This is a genomic window from Rhodococcus sp. DN22 (genome assembly GCF_036669995.1).
In the GTDB taxonomy this organism is placed as follows: domain Bacteria; phylum Actinomycetota; class Actinomycetes; order Mycobacteriales; family Mycobacteriaceae; genus Rhodococcus_F; species Rhodococcus_F erythropolis.
Genome location: NZ_CP133326.1, coordinates 1,098,738 through 1,115,093, shown reverse-complemented (window position 1 = coordinate 1,115,093; position 16,356 = coordinate 1,098,738). Strand labels below are relative to the sequence as shown.

Sequence of the window (16,356 nt, the reverse complement as noted above, 5' to 3'; positions counted from 1 at the left end):
GCGATGAAGGATCGACGCCCCTGGTGATTACAGCTTGCATTCTTCCCATGACCACCGCACTGACGCCGAATGCCGTTTCCCGGTCTGCAGATCCGATCAAGAGTGAGGTCGACTACGAAACACTGGCAGCAAAATTCCGTCCGATCTTCGCGGACATCGCACAAGCCGTCGTCGAACGCGAACGCGATCACGTGCTTCCCTTCCAACAGATCGACGCACTCAAGAAAGCAGGCTTCGGCGCCGTTCGGGTGCCGACAACACACGGTGGATCCGGCGCGAGCATCCCGCAATTGATCCGGTTACTAGTCGAGTTGTCGAGCGCCGATTCCAACATCACCCAGGCACTGCGCGGTCATTTCGCGTTTGTCGAAGACCGACTGGTCGCCGACCCCGGACCTGAGCGCGACACCTGGCTCCGACGCTTCGCGGAGGGACAGTTGGTCGGCAACGCGTGGACCGAAATCGGCGACGTTGCATTGGGTGAAGCCAACACCAAGGTCTCGCCCGCACCCGATTCCGACCATTTCTTGGCGAACGGGGCAAAGTTCTACAGCACGGGTTCCATTTTCGCCGACTGGATCGACCTGTACTCGCAGCGCACCGACACCGGCGCATTCGTGATCGCCGCAGTCGAAGCGAGACAACCCGGTGTCACACACAGTGACGACTGGAACGGGTTCGGCCAGCAGACGACTGGCTCCGGCTCGTCCGTCTACGAGAACGCAATAGTCCAGCCGGAGAACATCTTCGACTTCTCGACGCGCTTCAAATACCAGACCGCGTTCTACCAACTGTTCCATCTCGCCACTCTCGCCGGCATCGCCAAGGCTGCGACAACCGAGATCTCTCGTCGAGTCGCCTCTCGTACTCGAACCTTCAGTCACGGCAACGCTCCGAGATACGCGCAGGATTCGCAGATCCAGCAAGTTGTCGGCGAGGTGTCCTCGGCTGCCTTTGCAGCCGAGGCCGTGGCGCTGCACGCAGCACAGTCGTCCCAATGGGCATACGAAGCCGCATTCTCCGGCTCGCCGGAGGAAGAGAAAGCCGCCAACATCGCAGCCGAAATCGATTCGGGGCGAGGGCAAGTCGCCTCGATCGGACTCGTCGTTCCGGCCACGGCCAAGATCTTCGACGCACTCGGTGCTTCCGGAGTGAGCCGCGACCTCGATCTCGATCGGTTCTGGCGCAACGCGCGCACCGTGGCCAGTCATAATCCGGTCGTCTTCAAATCCAAAGTTGTCGGCGACTACGAAATCAACGGAACCGAACCGATTTACGTGTGGGCCATCGGGACTGCACCGACCGAAAAGGATGTACAGGCATGACCGTGACCAGTGAAACCGAAGTCTTCGTCGGCGTTCCCGACACATCCGAAGGCTGGATCGACCGCGCTCGCGAGGTGAGCAACGTCCTTGCCGTCGACGCGCTCGCCCGCGACCGAGCCGGCGAACCACCGTTCCGAGAAGTCCAGCTGCTCAAGGACAGTGGTCTGGTGACACTGCTGGGTCCGATCGAGTTCGGCGGCGGTGGGCAGCGATGGGAGACCGCCTACAAGGTGGTTCGGGAGATCGCGCGCGCCGACGGCTCGATCGGGCAACTGCTCGGGTACCACTACCTGTGGGCATGGGCAGCCAGATTGGTCGGAACCGATCCGCAGATCTCCGCTGTCGAGGAGCTGTACACGAGCAACCGATTCTTCTTCGGCGGCGCGGTGAACCCTCGAGACACCGACCTCACCGTCGTGGATCGCGGAGACACCCTGGTATTCAACGGTGTGAAGTCGTTTTCCACCGGCGGACGAGTCACCGACCTCACGGTGCTCGAAGGAATCATCGACGGAACTGCGACGCATGTGTTCGCTATCGTGCCGACTGCTCAGGACGGCATAGTCTTCCGCGGCGATTGGGACAACCTCGGGCAGCGCCTCACCGATTCGGGCAGTGTCGAGATCAACGACGTCGAGGTCGACTGGGCAAGTGCGGCAGGCTTTGTCGACAAGGAATTCCAACCTCTGGTCTACAACACCCTGAACTTCCCCGCGATCGAGATCGTGTTCGCGAACTTCTACCTCGGGATCGCCCGTGGCGCACTGGACACTGCGGCCGAGTACACCCGAACCCGTACGCGTCCATGGCCGTACGGCGGTGACAACCGCGAAATCGCAACCGACGAGTGGTACCTCCTTGAGGGCTACGGCGACTTGCAATCGAAGCTGTGGGCGGCGGAGGCCTTCGTGGATCAGGTCAGCCGTGAGGCCGACGCCGTGCTCCACGACGCTCGCGAAAACCTCACCGAGCAGGCTCGCGGCGACCTCGCCGTACGCATTGCGGCCGCAAAACTTCGCGCCGCCGACGTCTCCTTGGAGATCAGCAACAAGATCTTCGAACTGACCGGTGCCAGAGCCACGTCCAACGATGTCGGCCTGGATATCTACTGGCGCAACATCCGGACGCATACCCTTCACGATCCGCTCGCGTACAAGCGCCGTGAAGTCGGTAGTCGTTTTCTGACCGGCGAGATTCCCGAACCCACCTGGTACACATAGCACCCACGAACAGAAAGAGACCGTCGCACGGTTGGTGCGGCGGTCTCTTTCATCGTTACGACCAGGATCACTGATCGTAGATCGGGTTCCGCGCCTGCTGTGCGGTCAAACGTTCAGGAGAGCGGAAGTATCTAGTGATGGCTCACAAATGACTGCTTGGTGCCGGTCGGAGCCGTTTCGAGTTTGTGCTGCTCTTCTTCGTCCTCGTCGTCGAGCATCGTGGCTTCGTTGAACGGAATCTTCCCGTCGAGCACCTCGATGACGCGTTCCTTGTCGATCGTCTTGGTCCACGCGCCGACCAGGAGAGTCGCGACCGCATTGCCCGAGAAGTTGGTGATCGCTCGCGCTTCCGACATGAAGCGGTCGATTCCGACGATGAGTCCGACGCCGTCGAGAAGCTCGGGGCGATGGCTCTGCAGTCCACCGGCCAGCGTGGCCAGACCGGCGCCGCTGACTCCCGCAGCGCCCTTGGAGGCGATGATCATGAACACCAGCAGCGAGAGCTGTTCACCGAAGGCGAGCGGCTGTCCCATGGCGTCGGCGATGAAGATCGAGGCCATCGTCAGGTAGATCGCGGTGCCGTCGAGGTTGAACGAGTAGCCGGTGGGAACGACGATGCCCACCGTGGTGCGCTCGACGCCGACGTGCTCCATCTTGGCGATCAGACGCGGCAGTGCCGATTCGGAGGACGACGTGGCGAAGATGAGCAGGTACTCACGGGCCAAGTACTTGACCAGCTTGAAGATGTTGAATCCGGTGACGGCGCGCAGCAGCGTTCCGAGAACACCGAAGACGAAGATCAGGCAGGTCAGGTAGAAGCCGATCATCAGGGTTCCGAGCTGGACGACGGCGTTCAAACCGGTCTGGCCGACGACGCTGGCGATGGCGCCGAAAGCACCGATCGGGGCGAGCCAGAGAATCATCGTCAGGATCTTGAACACGAGCTTCTGGATGTATCCGACGGCCTTGAGAATCGGCTCACCCGACTTGCCGAGCGACTGGATCGCGAAGCCGACCAGAAGGGCGACGAACAGAGTCTGCAGCACGCTGCCGGCGGTGAGGGAGGACAGCATCGAAGTCGGAATGATGGACGCGATGAAGTCCCAGGTACCGCCCGCGCTGTGGGCCTGATCTGCAAGCTTGGCCACGGAGGCCGCGTTGGGCGTGATGTTCAGGCCACTGCCCGGGTTGAGCAGGTTGCCGACGCCCAGGCCGATCGCGAGTGCGATGGTGGACATCCCGATGAAGTAGGCGAGTGCGAGGCCGCCGACCTTGCCGACCTTGGCCGCAGCTCGAACCGAGCCGATGCCGAGCACGATGGTGCAGAAGATGACCGGGCTGATCATCATCTTGATCAGGCTGACGAACAACGTGCCGAGTACACCGACGGACTTACCGAACTCGGGTGCGAGCCAACCGACGAGGATGCCGCCGATAACCGCGACGATGACGCTCATGTAGAGCCAATGCGTCTTGTCGCGCTTTGCCTTGGTGCCCTCGGGCTGTGGGGAACCGTCTACTGTCCCTGTTGCCGTGCTGCTCATGGGGTGTCCTTTGGATCGGATATCTGTGAAGTGATCGGGATCACTTCGAGTCGTGGAGAATTCTTGTTGCAAACAGGTGGGCCCGGAAGTTTGTGTTCATTACGTTCAGGAGGCGCTCGATGGTCGAACGAAAGACCGGCCGACGTATGAGCGTCGCCAGGCAGATCCTGCTCCTGCAATTGGCGTTGTTGGCGCTGGTCATCGGCGTAGGGGCCGCGCTCGCAGTTGTCGACGAACGCCGAGACAGCGACGACGCGATCCGCAGACAGGTGAGCTCGATAGCGCAGACTCTCGCCCTGTCGGATTCGACGGCGGCCGCCCTGACGAGTCCGGACCCGACCGCGATTCTGCAACCACAGACCGAGAAGATCCGACAGGCAACCGGCGTCGATTTCATCGTGGTGATGGCGCCGGATCGCACTCGATTCACCCACACGAGCCCGGAGCTGATCGGTCAACTGTTCAACGGAAACATTGACCGCGCACTCGCCGGCGTGACCTTCACGGAGACGTACGCCGGGTCGCTGGGGCCGTCGATCCGCGCAGTCACTCCTGTCTACGATTCCGGCGGAACCCTGGTCGGTCTGGTTTCTGCCGGTGTCACCCGCGAGCAGATCAGCAAGCAGTTCGCCCAAAGTGTTCCGGTCATCCTGTTCGTTGCCGGCGGCGGTCTTCTTGCCGCCCTCCTGAGTTCACTTCTGGTGAGCCGACGCATCAGGCGACAGACCCTGGGAATGGCTCCGGACGAACTGCGCACCATGTACGAGCACCACGACGCCGTACTGCACAGCATCGGTGAGGGTTTGGTGGTGATCGGGCAAGGCCGAAGCAAAGACGCGAGAGTGGACATCGTCAACGACGAAGCACGTCGCCTCCTCGATCTACCGGACGGGCCCGTGCCACTTTCATCCATCCCCGAGACCATGCGGGTCGACGACGCCTCTCCCGCGAAGGATCAAGTGCACCTCACCGACAAGCGTGTGCTGGTGGTCAACCAACACCCGGTTGAGTGGGAGGGCAACAGAATTGGCACCGTGCTGACAATTCGCGATCACACCGAACTTCAGAACGTACTCGGGGAATTGGATTCGGTACGTAGTTTTGCCGAGTCGCTTCGATCTCAAGCCCACGAGAGCGCAAATCGTCTGCACACGATCATCACGATGGTCGAGTTGGGGCGAAACGAGGACGCAGTGGCCTTCGCCACCAACGAATTGCGGGTGTCCCAACAGCTGATCGATCGTCTGATGAATGCGGTCCACGAGCCGGCGCTGGCCGCACTACTGCTCGGGAAAATGAGCGAAGCGACCGAACGCGGGGTCGACCTGACCATCACGGAAGACACCGCGCTCGGTCCGGTTCCTTCGCTCAATGCACGCGAGTTGGTCACGCTGGTCGGCAATCTCGTGGACAATGCTATTGACGCATCGCGCGCGAGCGAGTCTCCGTGGGTGGAAGTGACGGTAATGGAAGAGGATTCGATGATGGTTGTTGCCGTCGCCGACAGCGGCCCGGGAATGACACCCGAAGCACTCGAAAAGGCCAAGGGCCGTGGCTACTCCACAAAATCCGGCTCTCGCGGACTCGGTCTCGCACTGGTCTCTCAAGTCGTGAAACGGCACGGCGGCACGCTCACCAGCGAGCCGGCGATGGGCTCCATGCTGGTTGTCCGTATCCCGCTGCGCGAGGCGGAAGCACCGCGATGATCCGTGTACTGATAGTCGACGACGAACCGTTGATCGCCCAGGCGCACCGTTCGTACGTCGAGCGTGTGCCGGAATTCGTGGTCCACAGCGTGGTTCATTCCGGGAACGCCGCCGTGCGTGCAGTTACGGCGGCCAATGCCACCGACCAGCCCATCGACCTGGTCCTGCTCGACATCGGGTTGCCCGACGCCAGCGGTCTCGACGTGGCCTCCGCCCTGGGCGGGTTGCGGCCCAGTCCGGACATCATCGCGGTTACCTCGGCGCGCGATCTGGAGGTGGTCCGAAGCGCCGTGGCTCGCGGGATCGTCCTCTATCTTCTCAAGCCGTTCACTTTCGCAGCATTCCGCGACAAGCTCGAGCGCTACCTCGAATATCGTGCAGCACTTCCCGCTGGAGAGTCTGCGGTCAGTCAACACGACATCGACCGCGCGATGTCCGCACTACGAACGTCCGACGATCGAGCAGCGGCACCGAAAGGCTTTGCGTCTCAAACACTCGGACTCGTCGCAGCGTCTGTCCGGGATTCTGAGGGACCGGTGACCGCTGCAGAGGTGGCAGCATCGGTCGGCGTGTCCCGGGTGACGGCCTGGCGCTACCTGGAAAAGCTGGCAGACGACGGCATGCTCACCCGGGAGACCGAGTACGGGCGCGCTGGGCGCCCTCAGGTTCGTTACCGCAGAACCTGATTGACACAGAAGCTAGTTTGCGCCGACCGTGTCGAGAACCCAGGCGAACTCGAACGCGACCTCTTTCCACTTCTCGTACCGACCGCTGACACCGCCGTGTCCGGCGCTCATCTCGGTCTTGAGAAGTAGCGGAGCATCACCGGTCTTGGTGGCGCGCAGTTTTGCGACCCACTTGGCCGGCTCCACGTACAGAACACGGGTGTCGTTGATGCTCGTGATCGCAAGAATGGCGGGATAGTCCTTGGCTTCCACGTTCTCGTACGGGCTGTACGAGCGCATGTAGTCGTAGACGTCCTTGTTGTGCAGCGGATCTCCCCATTCGTCCCACTCGATGACCGTCAACGGCAGCGACGGATCGAGAATCGACGTCAGCGGGTCGACAAACGGAACATTGGCGAGAATGCCGGCAAACAGTTCCGGGGCGAGGTTGGCGACAGCCCCCATCAGCAATCCACCCGCACTACCGCCGTCGGCAACCATCCGATCAGCGGCTGTGACACCGGTGTCGATCAAATGCTTTGCGCACGAGACAAAATCGGTGAAAGTGTTCTTCTTCGTGAGCGTCTTGCCGTTTTCGTACCAGTGACGACCCATCTCGCCGCCGCCGCGCACGTGTGCGACCACGAAGACGACGCCGCGATCGAGCAACGACAAGCGGGCAACCGAGAACGACGGGTCGATGCTCGCCTCGTAGGAACCGTAGCCGTACAACAGCAGCGGCGCGGGACCTTCCGGCGCACCTACGCGCCTCACGATCGAGAGCGGAATGCGGGTTCCGTCGTCGGCCACTGCCCAGTCGCGACGCTGCTCGTAATTACTCGCATCGAAGTCACCGAGAACAGGCTGCGACTTGCGCAGTGCCAGTTCACCACTGGCGACGTAGTAGTCGTACACCTGCCCGGGAGTGATGAACGACGTGAAGCCGAGTCGGATGGTGGGCTGCGCCCATTCCGGGTTGGACCCCATACCGATGCTGAAGAGTTCTTCGTCGAAGTCGATTTCGTGACGCTCGCCGTAGCCGTCATCCGTCAACGGCCACACGGCAACCCGAGTGAGCGCCTCGCGGCGGTAGCTCAGGACGAGGTGTCCGGCAAAAGCTTCGGCTTCTTCCAGACGAACGTCTGCGCTGTGCTCGATCAGCGTCGTCATGTTTGTCGGATCCGACACGGGAGCTTCCACCAACACGAAGTTCTCGGCCTTGACTCCGTCCACGACGTCGTTGTGGAGGATCAGGAAGCGGTCCTCTCCCCCGATCACCGCGTGTTCAGCGCCGTACTCGACGCCCTCGCGACGCGGGATGATGACGCGGAAGTCGCCTTCCGGGTTCGCCGATTCCAGCATCCAGCCTTCGCTGGTCACCTTGGAACCGACCCAGATCATCAGGTACTTCTCACTGCGGGTAGACCCCACCGAAACCCAGTACCGCTCGTCGGGCTCGTGGAACACCGAAACATCTTGACTCTGCGGCGTTCCCAGCTTGTGACGCCACACGGTGTCCGGACGCCAGGAATCGTCGACCGTCATGTAGAAGACGTGACTGTGGTCGATCGCCCAGGTGGCGCCAGGCGCGGTATCGGGAATCTCGTCGGCGAGCATCTCACCGGTCTCGAGGTTCTTGAACCGCAAGGTGTACCGCTCGTCGCCGACGATGTCCACCGAGTACGCGAGCAACGTGCCGTCCTCGCTGATGGAGAACGCGCCGAGCGAAAAGAACTCGTGCCCTTCGGCTTCGACGTTGCCGTCCATGAGGATCTGCTCGCCGGCCAGCTCGACGCCGGGCGTCAGGTTGGGCGGAGTCCAGTCGTCTTCACCGGCGATGGGGCACCGGCACTGGACGGTGTACGACTTGCCTTCCACGCTGCGCGAGTAGTACCACCACTTACCCATGCGAGTGGGCACCGACATGTCGGTTTCCTGCGTCCGCGACTTGATCTCCTGGAAGATCTTCTCGCGCAACGGCTCGAGCGCGGCCGTCTGCTCGTCGGTGTACGCGTTTTCGGCTTCGAGGTATGCGACTACCTCGGCGTTGTCCTTGTCCCGCAGCCACTCGTAGTCATCGACGAACGTGTGTCCGTGATGGGTACGTTCGGCGGGGACCTTCTTTGCGACCGGCGGGATCAGGCTCATGCGCTGGGACCGACCCAATCGTCGAAGGACAGACCGGAAATGCGCTCGTACGCCTCGATGTAGCGTGCCCGAGTCGCGTCGACGATCTCCTGCGGCAACGGCGGCGGTGTCGTGTCCGAGCTACGGTCCCAGCCAGATTCGGGGCTCGTGAGCCAGTCGCGCACGAACTGCTTGTCGAAACTGGGCTGCACCTTGCCCGCTTCATAGCCTTCGAGAGGCCAGTAGCGCGACGAGTCGGGGGTGAGCACCTCGTCGGCGAGCACGAGGTTTCCACCGGAGTCGAGACCGAATTCGAGCTTGGTGTCGGCAAGGATGATTCCGCGATCGGCCGCGAAGTTGGAGGCGCGGGCATAAACGTCGAGAGTGTCCTCGCGAAGCTGCACTGCCAGCTTCTGGCCGACCTTCTCCACTACCTGATCGAAGCTGATGTTCTCGTCGTGATCCCCGAGAGCTGCCTTGGACGCCGGGGTGAAGATGGGGTCGGGCAGCCGCGACGCCTCGACGAGGCCCTCGGGCAACGCGACGCCGCACACTGCGCCGGTGTTGTTGTAGTCGACCAGGCCGGAGCCGGTGAGGAAGCCACGAACGACGCATTCGACGGGAACCATGTCGAGGGAGCGCACCACGAGAGCGCGGCCGAGAACCTCTTCCGGGATGCGATCGTCGTCGGGCTCGCCGGCCAGGTGGTTGGTGCCACCGAGGACGTTGAAGAAGAACACGCTCATCGCGGTGAGCACGCGACCCTTGTCCGGGATCGGCGTGCTGAGCACGTGGTCGTAGGCCGAGATCCGATCACTCGCGACAAGCAGCAGATGCTCGTCGTCGATCGTGTAAAGGTCACGGACCTTGCCACCGGCCAGATGAGTGTAGGAATCAAGTGTAGGACGCACCCGGTCACCCTATCGGGCGTTCGCAGTTCGTACAGAACCCCGGTAGCCGGGACAGGTGAGCGTCCTCGCCGTTCGGAGAGCTGTCCGCCCTGCTCATCCGGATATGCAGGTGGCCCCTCGCCCGCAGGCGAGAGGCCACCGTCACAGTCGATGAACTACTGGTTTGCGGGCAGCTTCGACAGGCCCTCGTCGATCGAATCCAGCGTCAGAAGAGCCGTCTGATAGGTCGCGGCCAGCGAATGCTGGACCTGGACGACGTTGCCGGCCTTCACTGCGGGCAATTCCTTCCACAGCTTGGAATTGACCAGCTCCTGCAACTGCGGAGACATCGAGCCGTCGGCGTTGAGGCCGTAGACGATCACGTCGACATTTCCGAGATTTTCGCCGATCTTCTCGATGGATACCTGTTCGACGTGGATGTCGGCGGGGTCTGCGGGGGTGCCGGGGAACTGCAGTCCGAGTCCGTCGAACAGATTGGTCGTGTACGAAGACGCGTACTCGCGTGAGAAGGTGCCGGCCTCGGGCTTGCAGACGTTGCACACGCCGCCGAAGGTCAACGAGCCGAGCTTGTCCTTGTACTTCGCGGCCAGTTCGGCGGTTTTGGCGTCGTAGTCGTCCTTGAACTCGCCGTAGGTGTCGGAGACATTCGCGGCATCGGCGAACTGCTCGCCCAGCACTCGCCAATCAGCAGGAACCGTCGGTCCCAGGAAGACGACGGGAGCGGCCGCCTTGAGCTGCGTCATGTCCAGCTGGCTTTCGACACGAGCGGGAACACCCATGATGATCAGATCGGGCTCGGCAGCGACGATTCCCTCGTAGTTGAGCTGGGAGACGTTGCCGTCGGGCGCGACCTTCGGCAGAGCTTCGTAAGCGGCCTTGGTCTTGTCGTCCATGTTGCCGAGTTCACGGGTCCACTCACATACTGCTGCCAGGTTCGCTCCCGCCTGAATCAGCGGCAGAACTGCGTATCCGCAGGCCACGATCCGCTGCGGGTCGCTCGGGATCTCGATGGATCCGTTCTGTGCCTCGAAGACACGGGTCTGCGAGCTCGCGGCTGTCGTCGACGATTCGGACGACGCCTCCTCGGAGTTGCTGCAGCCGGCGACGCCGACCGCCAGCGCAGCTGCTGCGCCGATCACCACTGCGCGGCGAAACCGCGACAGACCTTGAACCCGCATGTTGAACTCCATCTGAACGCACCGGACTGCTCCGGAATTGATTTGGTGAGGCTAACCAATATCAGGGCACTGGACCTTTACACAAACACAGGTCTCGAGGAATGAACTGCGCCTCCCGAGTCACTCACGCTCACAGCAGCACGCCTCCCACTGAGAGGGAGCAAAGCAAGATTCCTCTCGAATCGGACACGCGAACTCGCTACCTTGCCTTCGCGATACCTCATCGACCAGCCACTCTCTCCGCTCGACGAAGGGCTCACACATGTCCCGATCCACGCGCACGTGCTCGCTACGGTCTGCCGCGGCCATTGCGTTGACCAGTAGCTTTCTCATCACCGGTTTCGGCGCCTCGATCGCGCACGCCGAACCTGCCCCCTCGGCTCCACAGTTCGGCTCACTGGATTTCGGATCCAGCAACTTCGGCAGTGCCGAGCAAACCCCAGATGCTCCGCGGCTGACCGGGATCGACAATTTCCGCGATGTCGCAGGCACCGGCGCCGGATACTCGGGAACTCTCGGTCTGCCCGTGAACAAGGGAGTCTTCTACCGCGCGAACGCGATCACGCCCAAGGGCGATGACATGAGCATTCTCGAAAAGCTGGGACTGACAAAGGTTTACGATCTGCGCACGGAACCCGAGATCGCCGGCAAGCCGGATGTCCTGCCCGACGGGGTTGCGTACGAGAACATTCCGATCCTGTCCGGGAACATCGCCGAGATGGTCGCGAAGATCAAGTCCCCCGAGGACTCACGATCGATGATGCAGGACATGAACCGCGCCTTCGTCACCGGAGCGACGGAGCGAGCCGGGTTCGCACAGTTGCTCACGGGCCTCGCGGAAACCGAAGGCGCACAGGTCTTCCATTGCACTGCAGGTAAAGACCGCACCGGCTGGACGTCCTTTCTGCTGCTGAGCATCGCCGGTGTCGACCGCTCAGTGATCATGAATGACTACTTGCTGACCAACGAATACACAGCCGAAGGCATGAAGGCCACGCGCGCGGGTATCGCGGCGAGCCTGGGCGAACAGATGGCCGTCAACATGGAGCCCCTGTTGGGTGTCGAGGCAAGCTATCTCGATGCCGGCCTCGCCCAGTTGGACCAGACCTACGGGTCGGTCGATCGTTACCTGACCGAGGGCTTGGGTCTGAGTCCGGCGACCGTCATGACGCTCAAAGCCAAACTGCTGGGCTGAGCGATCCAGCTGCCCCGGGTTCGACGAGGGGTCGAACCCGGGCACGTGGACTTTCTCTGCCCGCGCCGTGCCGGATGCGCCGCAGCGTCCCGTGCGTCAGCGCGATACGGCGATCACGTTGTTTCGGTACGCCCAGATGACGATCTGCACACGGGTGCGCACCTGCAGCTTCTTGCAGATGTTGCTGATGTGCGACTTCACCGTGCTCTGCTCGAGGCTGAGAGAATCTGCGATGTCGTTGTTTCCCAAGCCTTGTGACAGCAACTGCACCACATCCATTTCACGCGCGCTGAGACCGTGATCCGATCCGGAGCGCGCTGTGGACATCGGTGCCGGCTTGCGCCTCGCGAACTCCACGATCAGTCTCGACGTCAATCTCGGAGAGAGCACCGAGCCACCCTCGGCCACGGTCAGCACTGCCGACGAGAGCTCCTCGGGATCGGCGTCTTTGAGCAGGAACCCTGCGGCGCCACTGTCGAGCGCTTCGAAAACGTACTCGTCGAGATCGAACGTGGTGATCACGACGACGCGGGTCGCCGGAAACTCGGCAAGGACCTCCCTGGTCGCGGTCAACCCGTCACCGTGAGGCATTCGGATATCCATCAGTACGACGTCCGGACGCAGTGCACGCACCTGCTCGTACGCCTCGACTCCCGTCTTGGCATGCCCGACGACGCGAATCTCGGGGTGGCCGGAGAGAAACAGTTCGAACCCCTGCCGTACCACCTGCTGGTCGTCTGCAATAAGGACGTCGATCATGCGTTGATCCTCCCGTTCACCGGCACCAGTGCCTGCACAGCCCACTCACCTTCCGAATTCGGTCCGGCGTCCAGTTGACCACCCATGAGCGTCGCGCGTTCGCGCATTCCCACAATTCCGAGGTTTTGCCCGTCGGAGGACGGACGAGCATTCCCGAGCGTATTGATCACCCGGACTCTCACCGCACCGGCTTCTCGGCTCAGACATACCTTGGACTCGCTACCCGGCGCATGGCGAAGGACGTTCGACAACGCCTCCTGGACGATGCGGTAGCACGTCAACTGGACTCCGCTGTCCAGGTCGTCGAAGCGGCCGACCTTCTCGAGCGAGATCGACGAGATGGTGCGCCTGCAGTCGTCCACCAACTCGTCGATGTCGGAGACCATGGGCGTCGGGAAATCGGGGTCTTCCTCACCCAGACGAAGGATCCCCACGATCTGCCGCAAGCTGTTGAGGGCCCGCTGCCCCTGCTCGATGACGCCGCCCAGGAGGGCTTGCGCTTGTTCGGGATTGCTCGAGAAGAACTTGTCGGCGGCACGGGCCTGGATGATCATGCCGGTCATGTGGTGAGCCGCGACGTCGTGCAACTCACGTGCCATGTCCTGCCGTTCGGCGACAACGGCATTCGCAATCTTGCGCTCGCGGTCCCGGTGCAGATCCGCTACCGCCTGACTGTTCTCCACTGCTTGCTTTCGCAGACGCGCGACGATCTTTCCCATGGCGGCGACGACCAGAAAACTCGTGACGGTGTTTGCCGCCGGCTCGAGGAACAGGTGGGGCAACTCCCCCACCTGAACCTCTGCGACCGTCAGCCCGTCCCGCTCGGTGAGATACATCGCCAAGATCACGTCCATCGCCATTCCGAGGACCAGCAGTCCGACCAGGCGCATGCCGCTCACCCGGATGGACACTGCCATGATCGCGAACCAGAAAAGCGGCGTGGCCCCCAGCGATCGACTGCCGAGGAAGAGCATCAATCCGCCGGATCCTGCCAACGTCAGGAGGTAGTACGCGATCGGGTACCGCCGGCGCGCACACGCCACCACGGTCAACACCGTCAGGAAACCCATGATGCCGACGACGGTTCCCGGATCGCTCAGCACTCGATTGCTCGTCTCGGGTTCAGTCTTGAGACTGGCGAGACCGAACACCCACGGCACACTCAGCAGGCCGACGATCACGGCCGCCGTGGCCGGGTTGTTCAGGTTGAAACGTCCCCACCCTCGCGATGCCAGGGCTTGCCCCGAGACATTCTGACCAGCCGAGTCGAACATCCACTCCCCATTCCGCATCCGATGATTGACGTTCATGGTGGCATGCGCGCACCACTTGGTCCCACATTCGACGAACGTGAAGGGAATGTTCGATTCTCGGCTACAACCAAAGGACTAGTTCGGGGTGAAAGCACTAGTACTTATGGATCAGCCGAACTGCTCGACCAACCGGTTCACCATGTTGGTTGCGCTGTAGTAGTCGAGACGGAAGGTATCGAGCCCCACGGCATAGACATGGTGATCACGAATTGCCGGATGCTGCGCCAACAGGGGAAGTGCCTCGACCGCTTTCACCGCACCGTCGTCGGCGCTGACCAAGATCAGGGTGTTGCCCGCGATACCGTCGTAGAGGTTCTCGGCCGAGACCTGAATGATGTCCTTGCGCTTACCCATGGATTCACTGCTCTTCGCAGACTCGGGAATGTCGGCGACCGTGAAACCCATCGCCGTGAGCAACTTCGCCTGCCCGGACTCGTGCGTCCAGATATTGGCGCCGCTGCCGTCCTCGTAGTAGACGAGCGCGGTGGTCGGCTGCGGGGGAAGTGTGATCTTGGCCTTCGCTGCCTCTACTGCGCTGTCGAATTTCGCGACCGTGGCCGCTGCGTTGTCTTCGAGACCTGTCGCTTCACCCAGCACGGCGGCCACTTCCTGCCAACTACTTCCGCCGTAGTCCACCACTATTGTCGGAGCGATGGCCGTGAACTGTTCGTACAGATCGACGACGGAGTCACCTCCAGTCGCCGAGACGACGATGAGGTCCGGGTTCTGGGCCAGAACGGATTCTGCGTTCGCTCCGCCCATCGGCAGCACTGCGAGTCCACGTTCTCGAGCTATGTCGCCCCACTGTGTGAACAACCCCTGCGCATCCGATACGTCGGTGTTCGGTCCCGTCGATGCGGTAGCCACCACCGGAGCGTCGATCGACAACAGCGTGCCCGTCAGCGTCACACTGGTCGAGACGATCCTCTCCGGCTTCGACGTGATCTCCACCGGCCCCTTCGGCGTTTCCACCGTGCGGGGCCAATTACCCTGCGATGCAGCCGAATCAGCACCGGAATCGGCATCCGCAGAACTACATCCGGCGAGAGCGAACCCTGCCACCAAGACTGCGGAGAGCACCTTCAAGGCGCGCGATTTTTTCATTGTGACGCCCACTGGCGGACCACTCCTCGAATTCAAAAGCCCATGAAATTAGGTTAGGCTGTGCTCATGCTAACTCAGGCGGTGACAGAATTGTCCGCTTCCCTCGCGGCCTCGCCCGACATCGACACCTTCTGGAACCGGATAGTGCAACAAGGCACGCCGATCATCGAAAGTGTTGACACACATACAGTTCGAGTAACTTTCCTCTGGCGACAGCCCGAGGAGACGGAAGTCGACCGCGTCTACCTCGACGCAAACTCGTTGACCGACCATCACGCGGAACAACTCAGCGTGATGCAACGGATCGGCGAGAGTCCGGTGTGGTTCTACGCCGCCGAAGTCTCGAACACCTGGCGCAGCAGTTACAGCATCATCCCGGCGCCGAAGTCCGTAGTCGACGAATTCGACTATCCGGGAGCAGGCAAGGAAGACACGACCCGCCGCACCCGCTGGTTGGGGTTGCTCGAACACCGAATTGCCGACCCACTCAATCCGCTCTCCGCAGGCGTGGACACAAGGCGTTCCGTCGCCGAGATGCCCTCGGCGCCGGTCCAGTTCGGTTGGGATGCTCCAGTTTTCAGGAAGTCGATACAGCTCACCTGGGCCAGTTCGACGTTGGACGTCGAGCGGCCGGTGTGGATCTACGAGACCGTGGACGACGGATTGACACCGCTCGAAGAACGGCCGCTCGTGATACTTCTCGACGGGCGCCACTGGGCCGAGGTCATGCCAGCAGGTGCCGCCTTCGATCGTGCAGTCCAGACCGGCAAACTGAAGTCCTGCGTTCTGCTGGCCATCGATTCCGTTGACAATCAACGTCGTTCGAAGGAATTGCCGTGCAACCGCGACTACTGGAGTGCAGTCGTCGACGAACTACTTCCGCAGGTGCGCGCCGTCGCACCCTTCTCGTCTGATCGAACGCGAACGGTGGTGTCAGGGCAGAGTTTCGGCGGCCTGGCCTCGATGTTCGCAGCACTCGAATTCCCCGAACACTTCGCGCTGGTCGCCAGCGGGTCCGGTTCATTCTGGTGGCCGACAGGCTTGAAGCGCGGCCAGGACGGTCCGCCGGGTGGAGACATCGCCGCACGCATCGAGCGCGATGGCGTACCGGACGGTTTACGCGTTGTCCTCGAAGTAGGTAGGCACGAGTCCGACATGGTCGGGCACAGCGCAGCGGTCGCACAGGCGTTGGAGGCTGCCGGAGCGCAAGTGTCGTATCGGATCTTCGACGGCGGCCACGACTGGTTGTGCTGGCGCAGTGTCCTTCTGGACTCCGTTGTCGAACTGATCGGTAGTCCCTGAAAGTGGC

Annotated in this window: 13 protein-coding genes; 6 read left to right on the top strand and 7 right to left on the bottom strand. The window is 62.0% G+C overall.

Translation table 11 applies throughout. The features are described from left to right. The first annotated feature begins 47 nt into the window (after window positions 1-47). Both RA302_RS05040 and RA302_RS05035 read left to right on the top strand, forming a co-directional pair. Window positions 48-1,325 (top strand): acyl-CoA dehydrogenase family protein, encoded by a 1,278-nt coding sequence (locus RA302_RS05040; RefSeq protein ID WP_020968556.1) that lies wholly within the window; start codon window positions 48-50, stop codon window positions 1,323-1,325. Beyond that, entirely contained in the window at window positions 1,322-2,545 is a 1,224-nt protein-coding gene (locus tag RA302_RS05035) for an acyl-CoA dehydrogenase family protein (protein ID WP_166501885.1), read from the top strand. The genes RA302_RS05040 and RA302_RS05035 overlap by 4 nt, the downstream gene beginning before the upstream one ends. Window positions 2,546-2,676: 131 nt before the next feature. Here RA302_RS05035 and RA302_RS05030 read toward each other — a convergent pair whose 3' ends face one another. Then, the gene (locus RA302_RS05030; RefSeq protein ID WP_003945501.1) at window positions 2,677-4,089 is read right to left on the bottom strand and encodes a C4-dicarboxylate transporter DctA; all 1,413 of its coding nucleotides are present in this window, start codon (window positions 4,087-4,089) and stop codon (window positions 2,677-2,679) included. 119 nt (window positions 4,090-4,208) lie between these two features. On the opposite strand from RA302_RS05030, the gene RA302_RS05025 reads away from it, so the two are divergent. Both RA302_RS05025 and RA302_RS05020 read left to right on the top strand, forming a co-directional pair. After that, on the top strand, window positions 4,209-5,795 hold the full coding sequence (locus tag RA302_RS05025; protein WP_019747069.1) for a sensor histidine kinase: 1,587 nt from the start codon (window positions 4,209-4,211) through the stop codon (window positions 5,793-5,795). Continuing rightward, on the top strand, window positions 5,792-6,481 hold the full coding sequence (locus RA302_RS05020) for a response regulator (RefSeq protein ID WP_020906370.1): 690 nt from the start codon (window positions 5,792-5,794) through the stop codon (window positions 6,479-6,481). The genes RA302_RS05025 and RA302_RS05020 overlap by 4 nt, the downstream gene beginning before the upstream one ends. A 12-nt stretch (window positions 6,482-6,493) precedes the next feature. Here RA302_RS05020 and RA302_RS05015 read toward each other — a convergent pair whose 3' ends face one another. The 3 genes from RA302_RS05015 to RA302_RS05005 all read right to left on the bottom strand — a co-directional run bounded on the left by RA302_RS05015 (window position 6,494) and on the right by RA302_RS05005 (window position 10,688). Beyond that, complete coding sequence (locus RA302_RS05015) at window positions 6,494-8,608, bottom strand: S9 family peptidase (protein WP_019747068.1); 2,115 nt, start codon at window positions 8,606-8,608, stop codon at window positions 6,494-6,496. Next, window positions 8,605-9,498 carry a phosphoribosylaminoimidazolesuccinocarboxamide synthase gene (locus RA302_RS05010; protein ID WP_019747067.1) on the bottom strand — a complete coding sequence of 298 codons (894 nt, stop codon included), beginning with the start codon at window positions 9,496-9,498 and terminating at the stop codon, window positions 8,605-8,607. The genes RA302_RS05015 and RA302_RS05010 overlap by 4 nt, the downstream gene beginning before the upstream one ends. 155 nt (window positions 9,499-9,653) lie before the next feature. Further along, on the bottom strand, window positions 9,654-10,688 hold the full coding sequence (locus RA302_RS05005) for an ABC transporter substrate-binding protein (RefSeq protein WP_166501884.1): 1,035 nt from the start codon (window positions 10,686-10,688) through the stop codon (window positions 9,654-9,656). A gap of 250 nt (window positions 10,689-10,938) precedes the next feature. Here RA302_RS05005 and RA302_RS05000 point away from each other — a divergent pair, with 250 nt between their 5' ends. Then, window positions 10,939-11,871, top strand: coding sequence for a tyrosine-protein phosphatase (locus RA302_RS05000; RefSeq protein ID WP_166501883.1), 933 nt, complete (start codon window positions 10,939-10,941; stop codon window positions 11,869-11,871). Between the two features lie 96 nt (window positions 11,872-11,967). Here RA302_RS05000 and RA302_RS04995 read toward each other — a convergent pair whose 3' ends face one another. The 3 genes from RA302_RS04995 to fepB all read right to left on the bottom strand — a co-directional run bounded on the left by RA302_RS04995 (window position 11,968) and on the right by fepB (window position 15,047). Next, on the bottom strand, window positions 11,968-12,630 hold the full coding sequence (locus tag RA302_RS04995; RefSeq protein WP_019747064.1) for a response regulator transcription factor: 663 nt from the start codon (window positions 12,628-12,630) through the stop codon (window positions 11,968-11,970). Beyond that, window positions 12,627-13,904 (bottom strand): histidine kinase, encoded by a 1,278-nt coding sequence (locus tag RA302_RS04990; RefSeq protein WP_020906367.1) that lies wholly within the window; start codon window positions 13,902-13,904, stop codon window positions 12,627-12,629. The genes RA302_RS04995 and RA302_RS04990 overlap by 4 nt, the downstream gene beginning before the upstream one ends. Window positions 13,905-14,051: 147 nt before the next feature. Further along, on the bottom strand, window positions 14,052-15,047 hold the full coding sequence (fepB, locus tag RA302_RS04985) for a Fe2+-enterobactin ABC transporter substrate-binding protein (protein ID WP_024487532.1): 996 nt from the start codon (window positions 15,045-15,047) through the stop codon (window positions 14,052-14,054). 66 nt (window positions 15,048-15,113) lie between these two features. Between fepB and fes the strand changes: the two genes are divergently transcribed. Beyond that, the gene (gene fes, locus RA302_RS04980; protein WP_166501882.1) at window positions 15,114-16,349 is read left to right on the top strand and encodes an enterochelin esterase; all 1,236 of its coding nucleotides are present in this window, start codon (window positions 15,114-15,116) and stop codon (window positions 16,347-16,349) included. Window positions 16,350-16,356 lie beyond the last annotated feature (7 nt).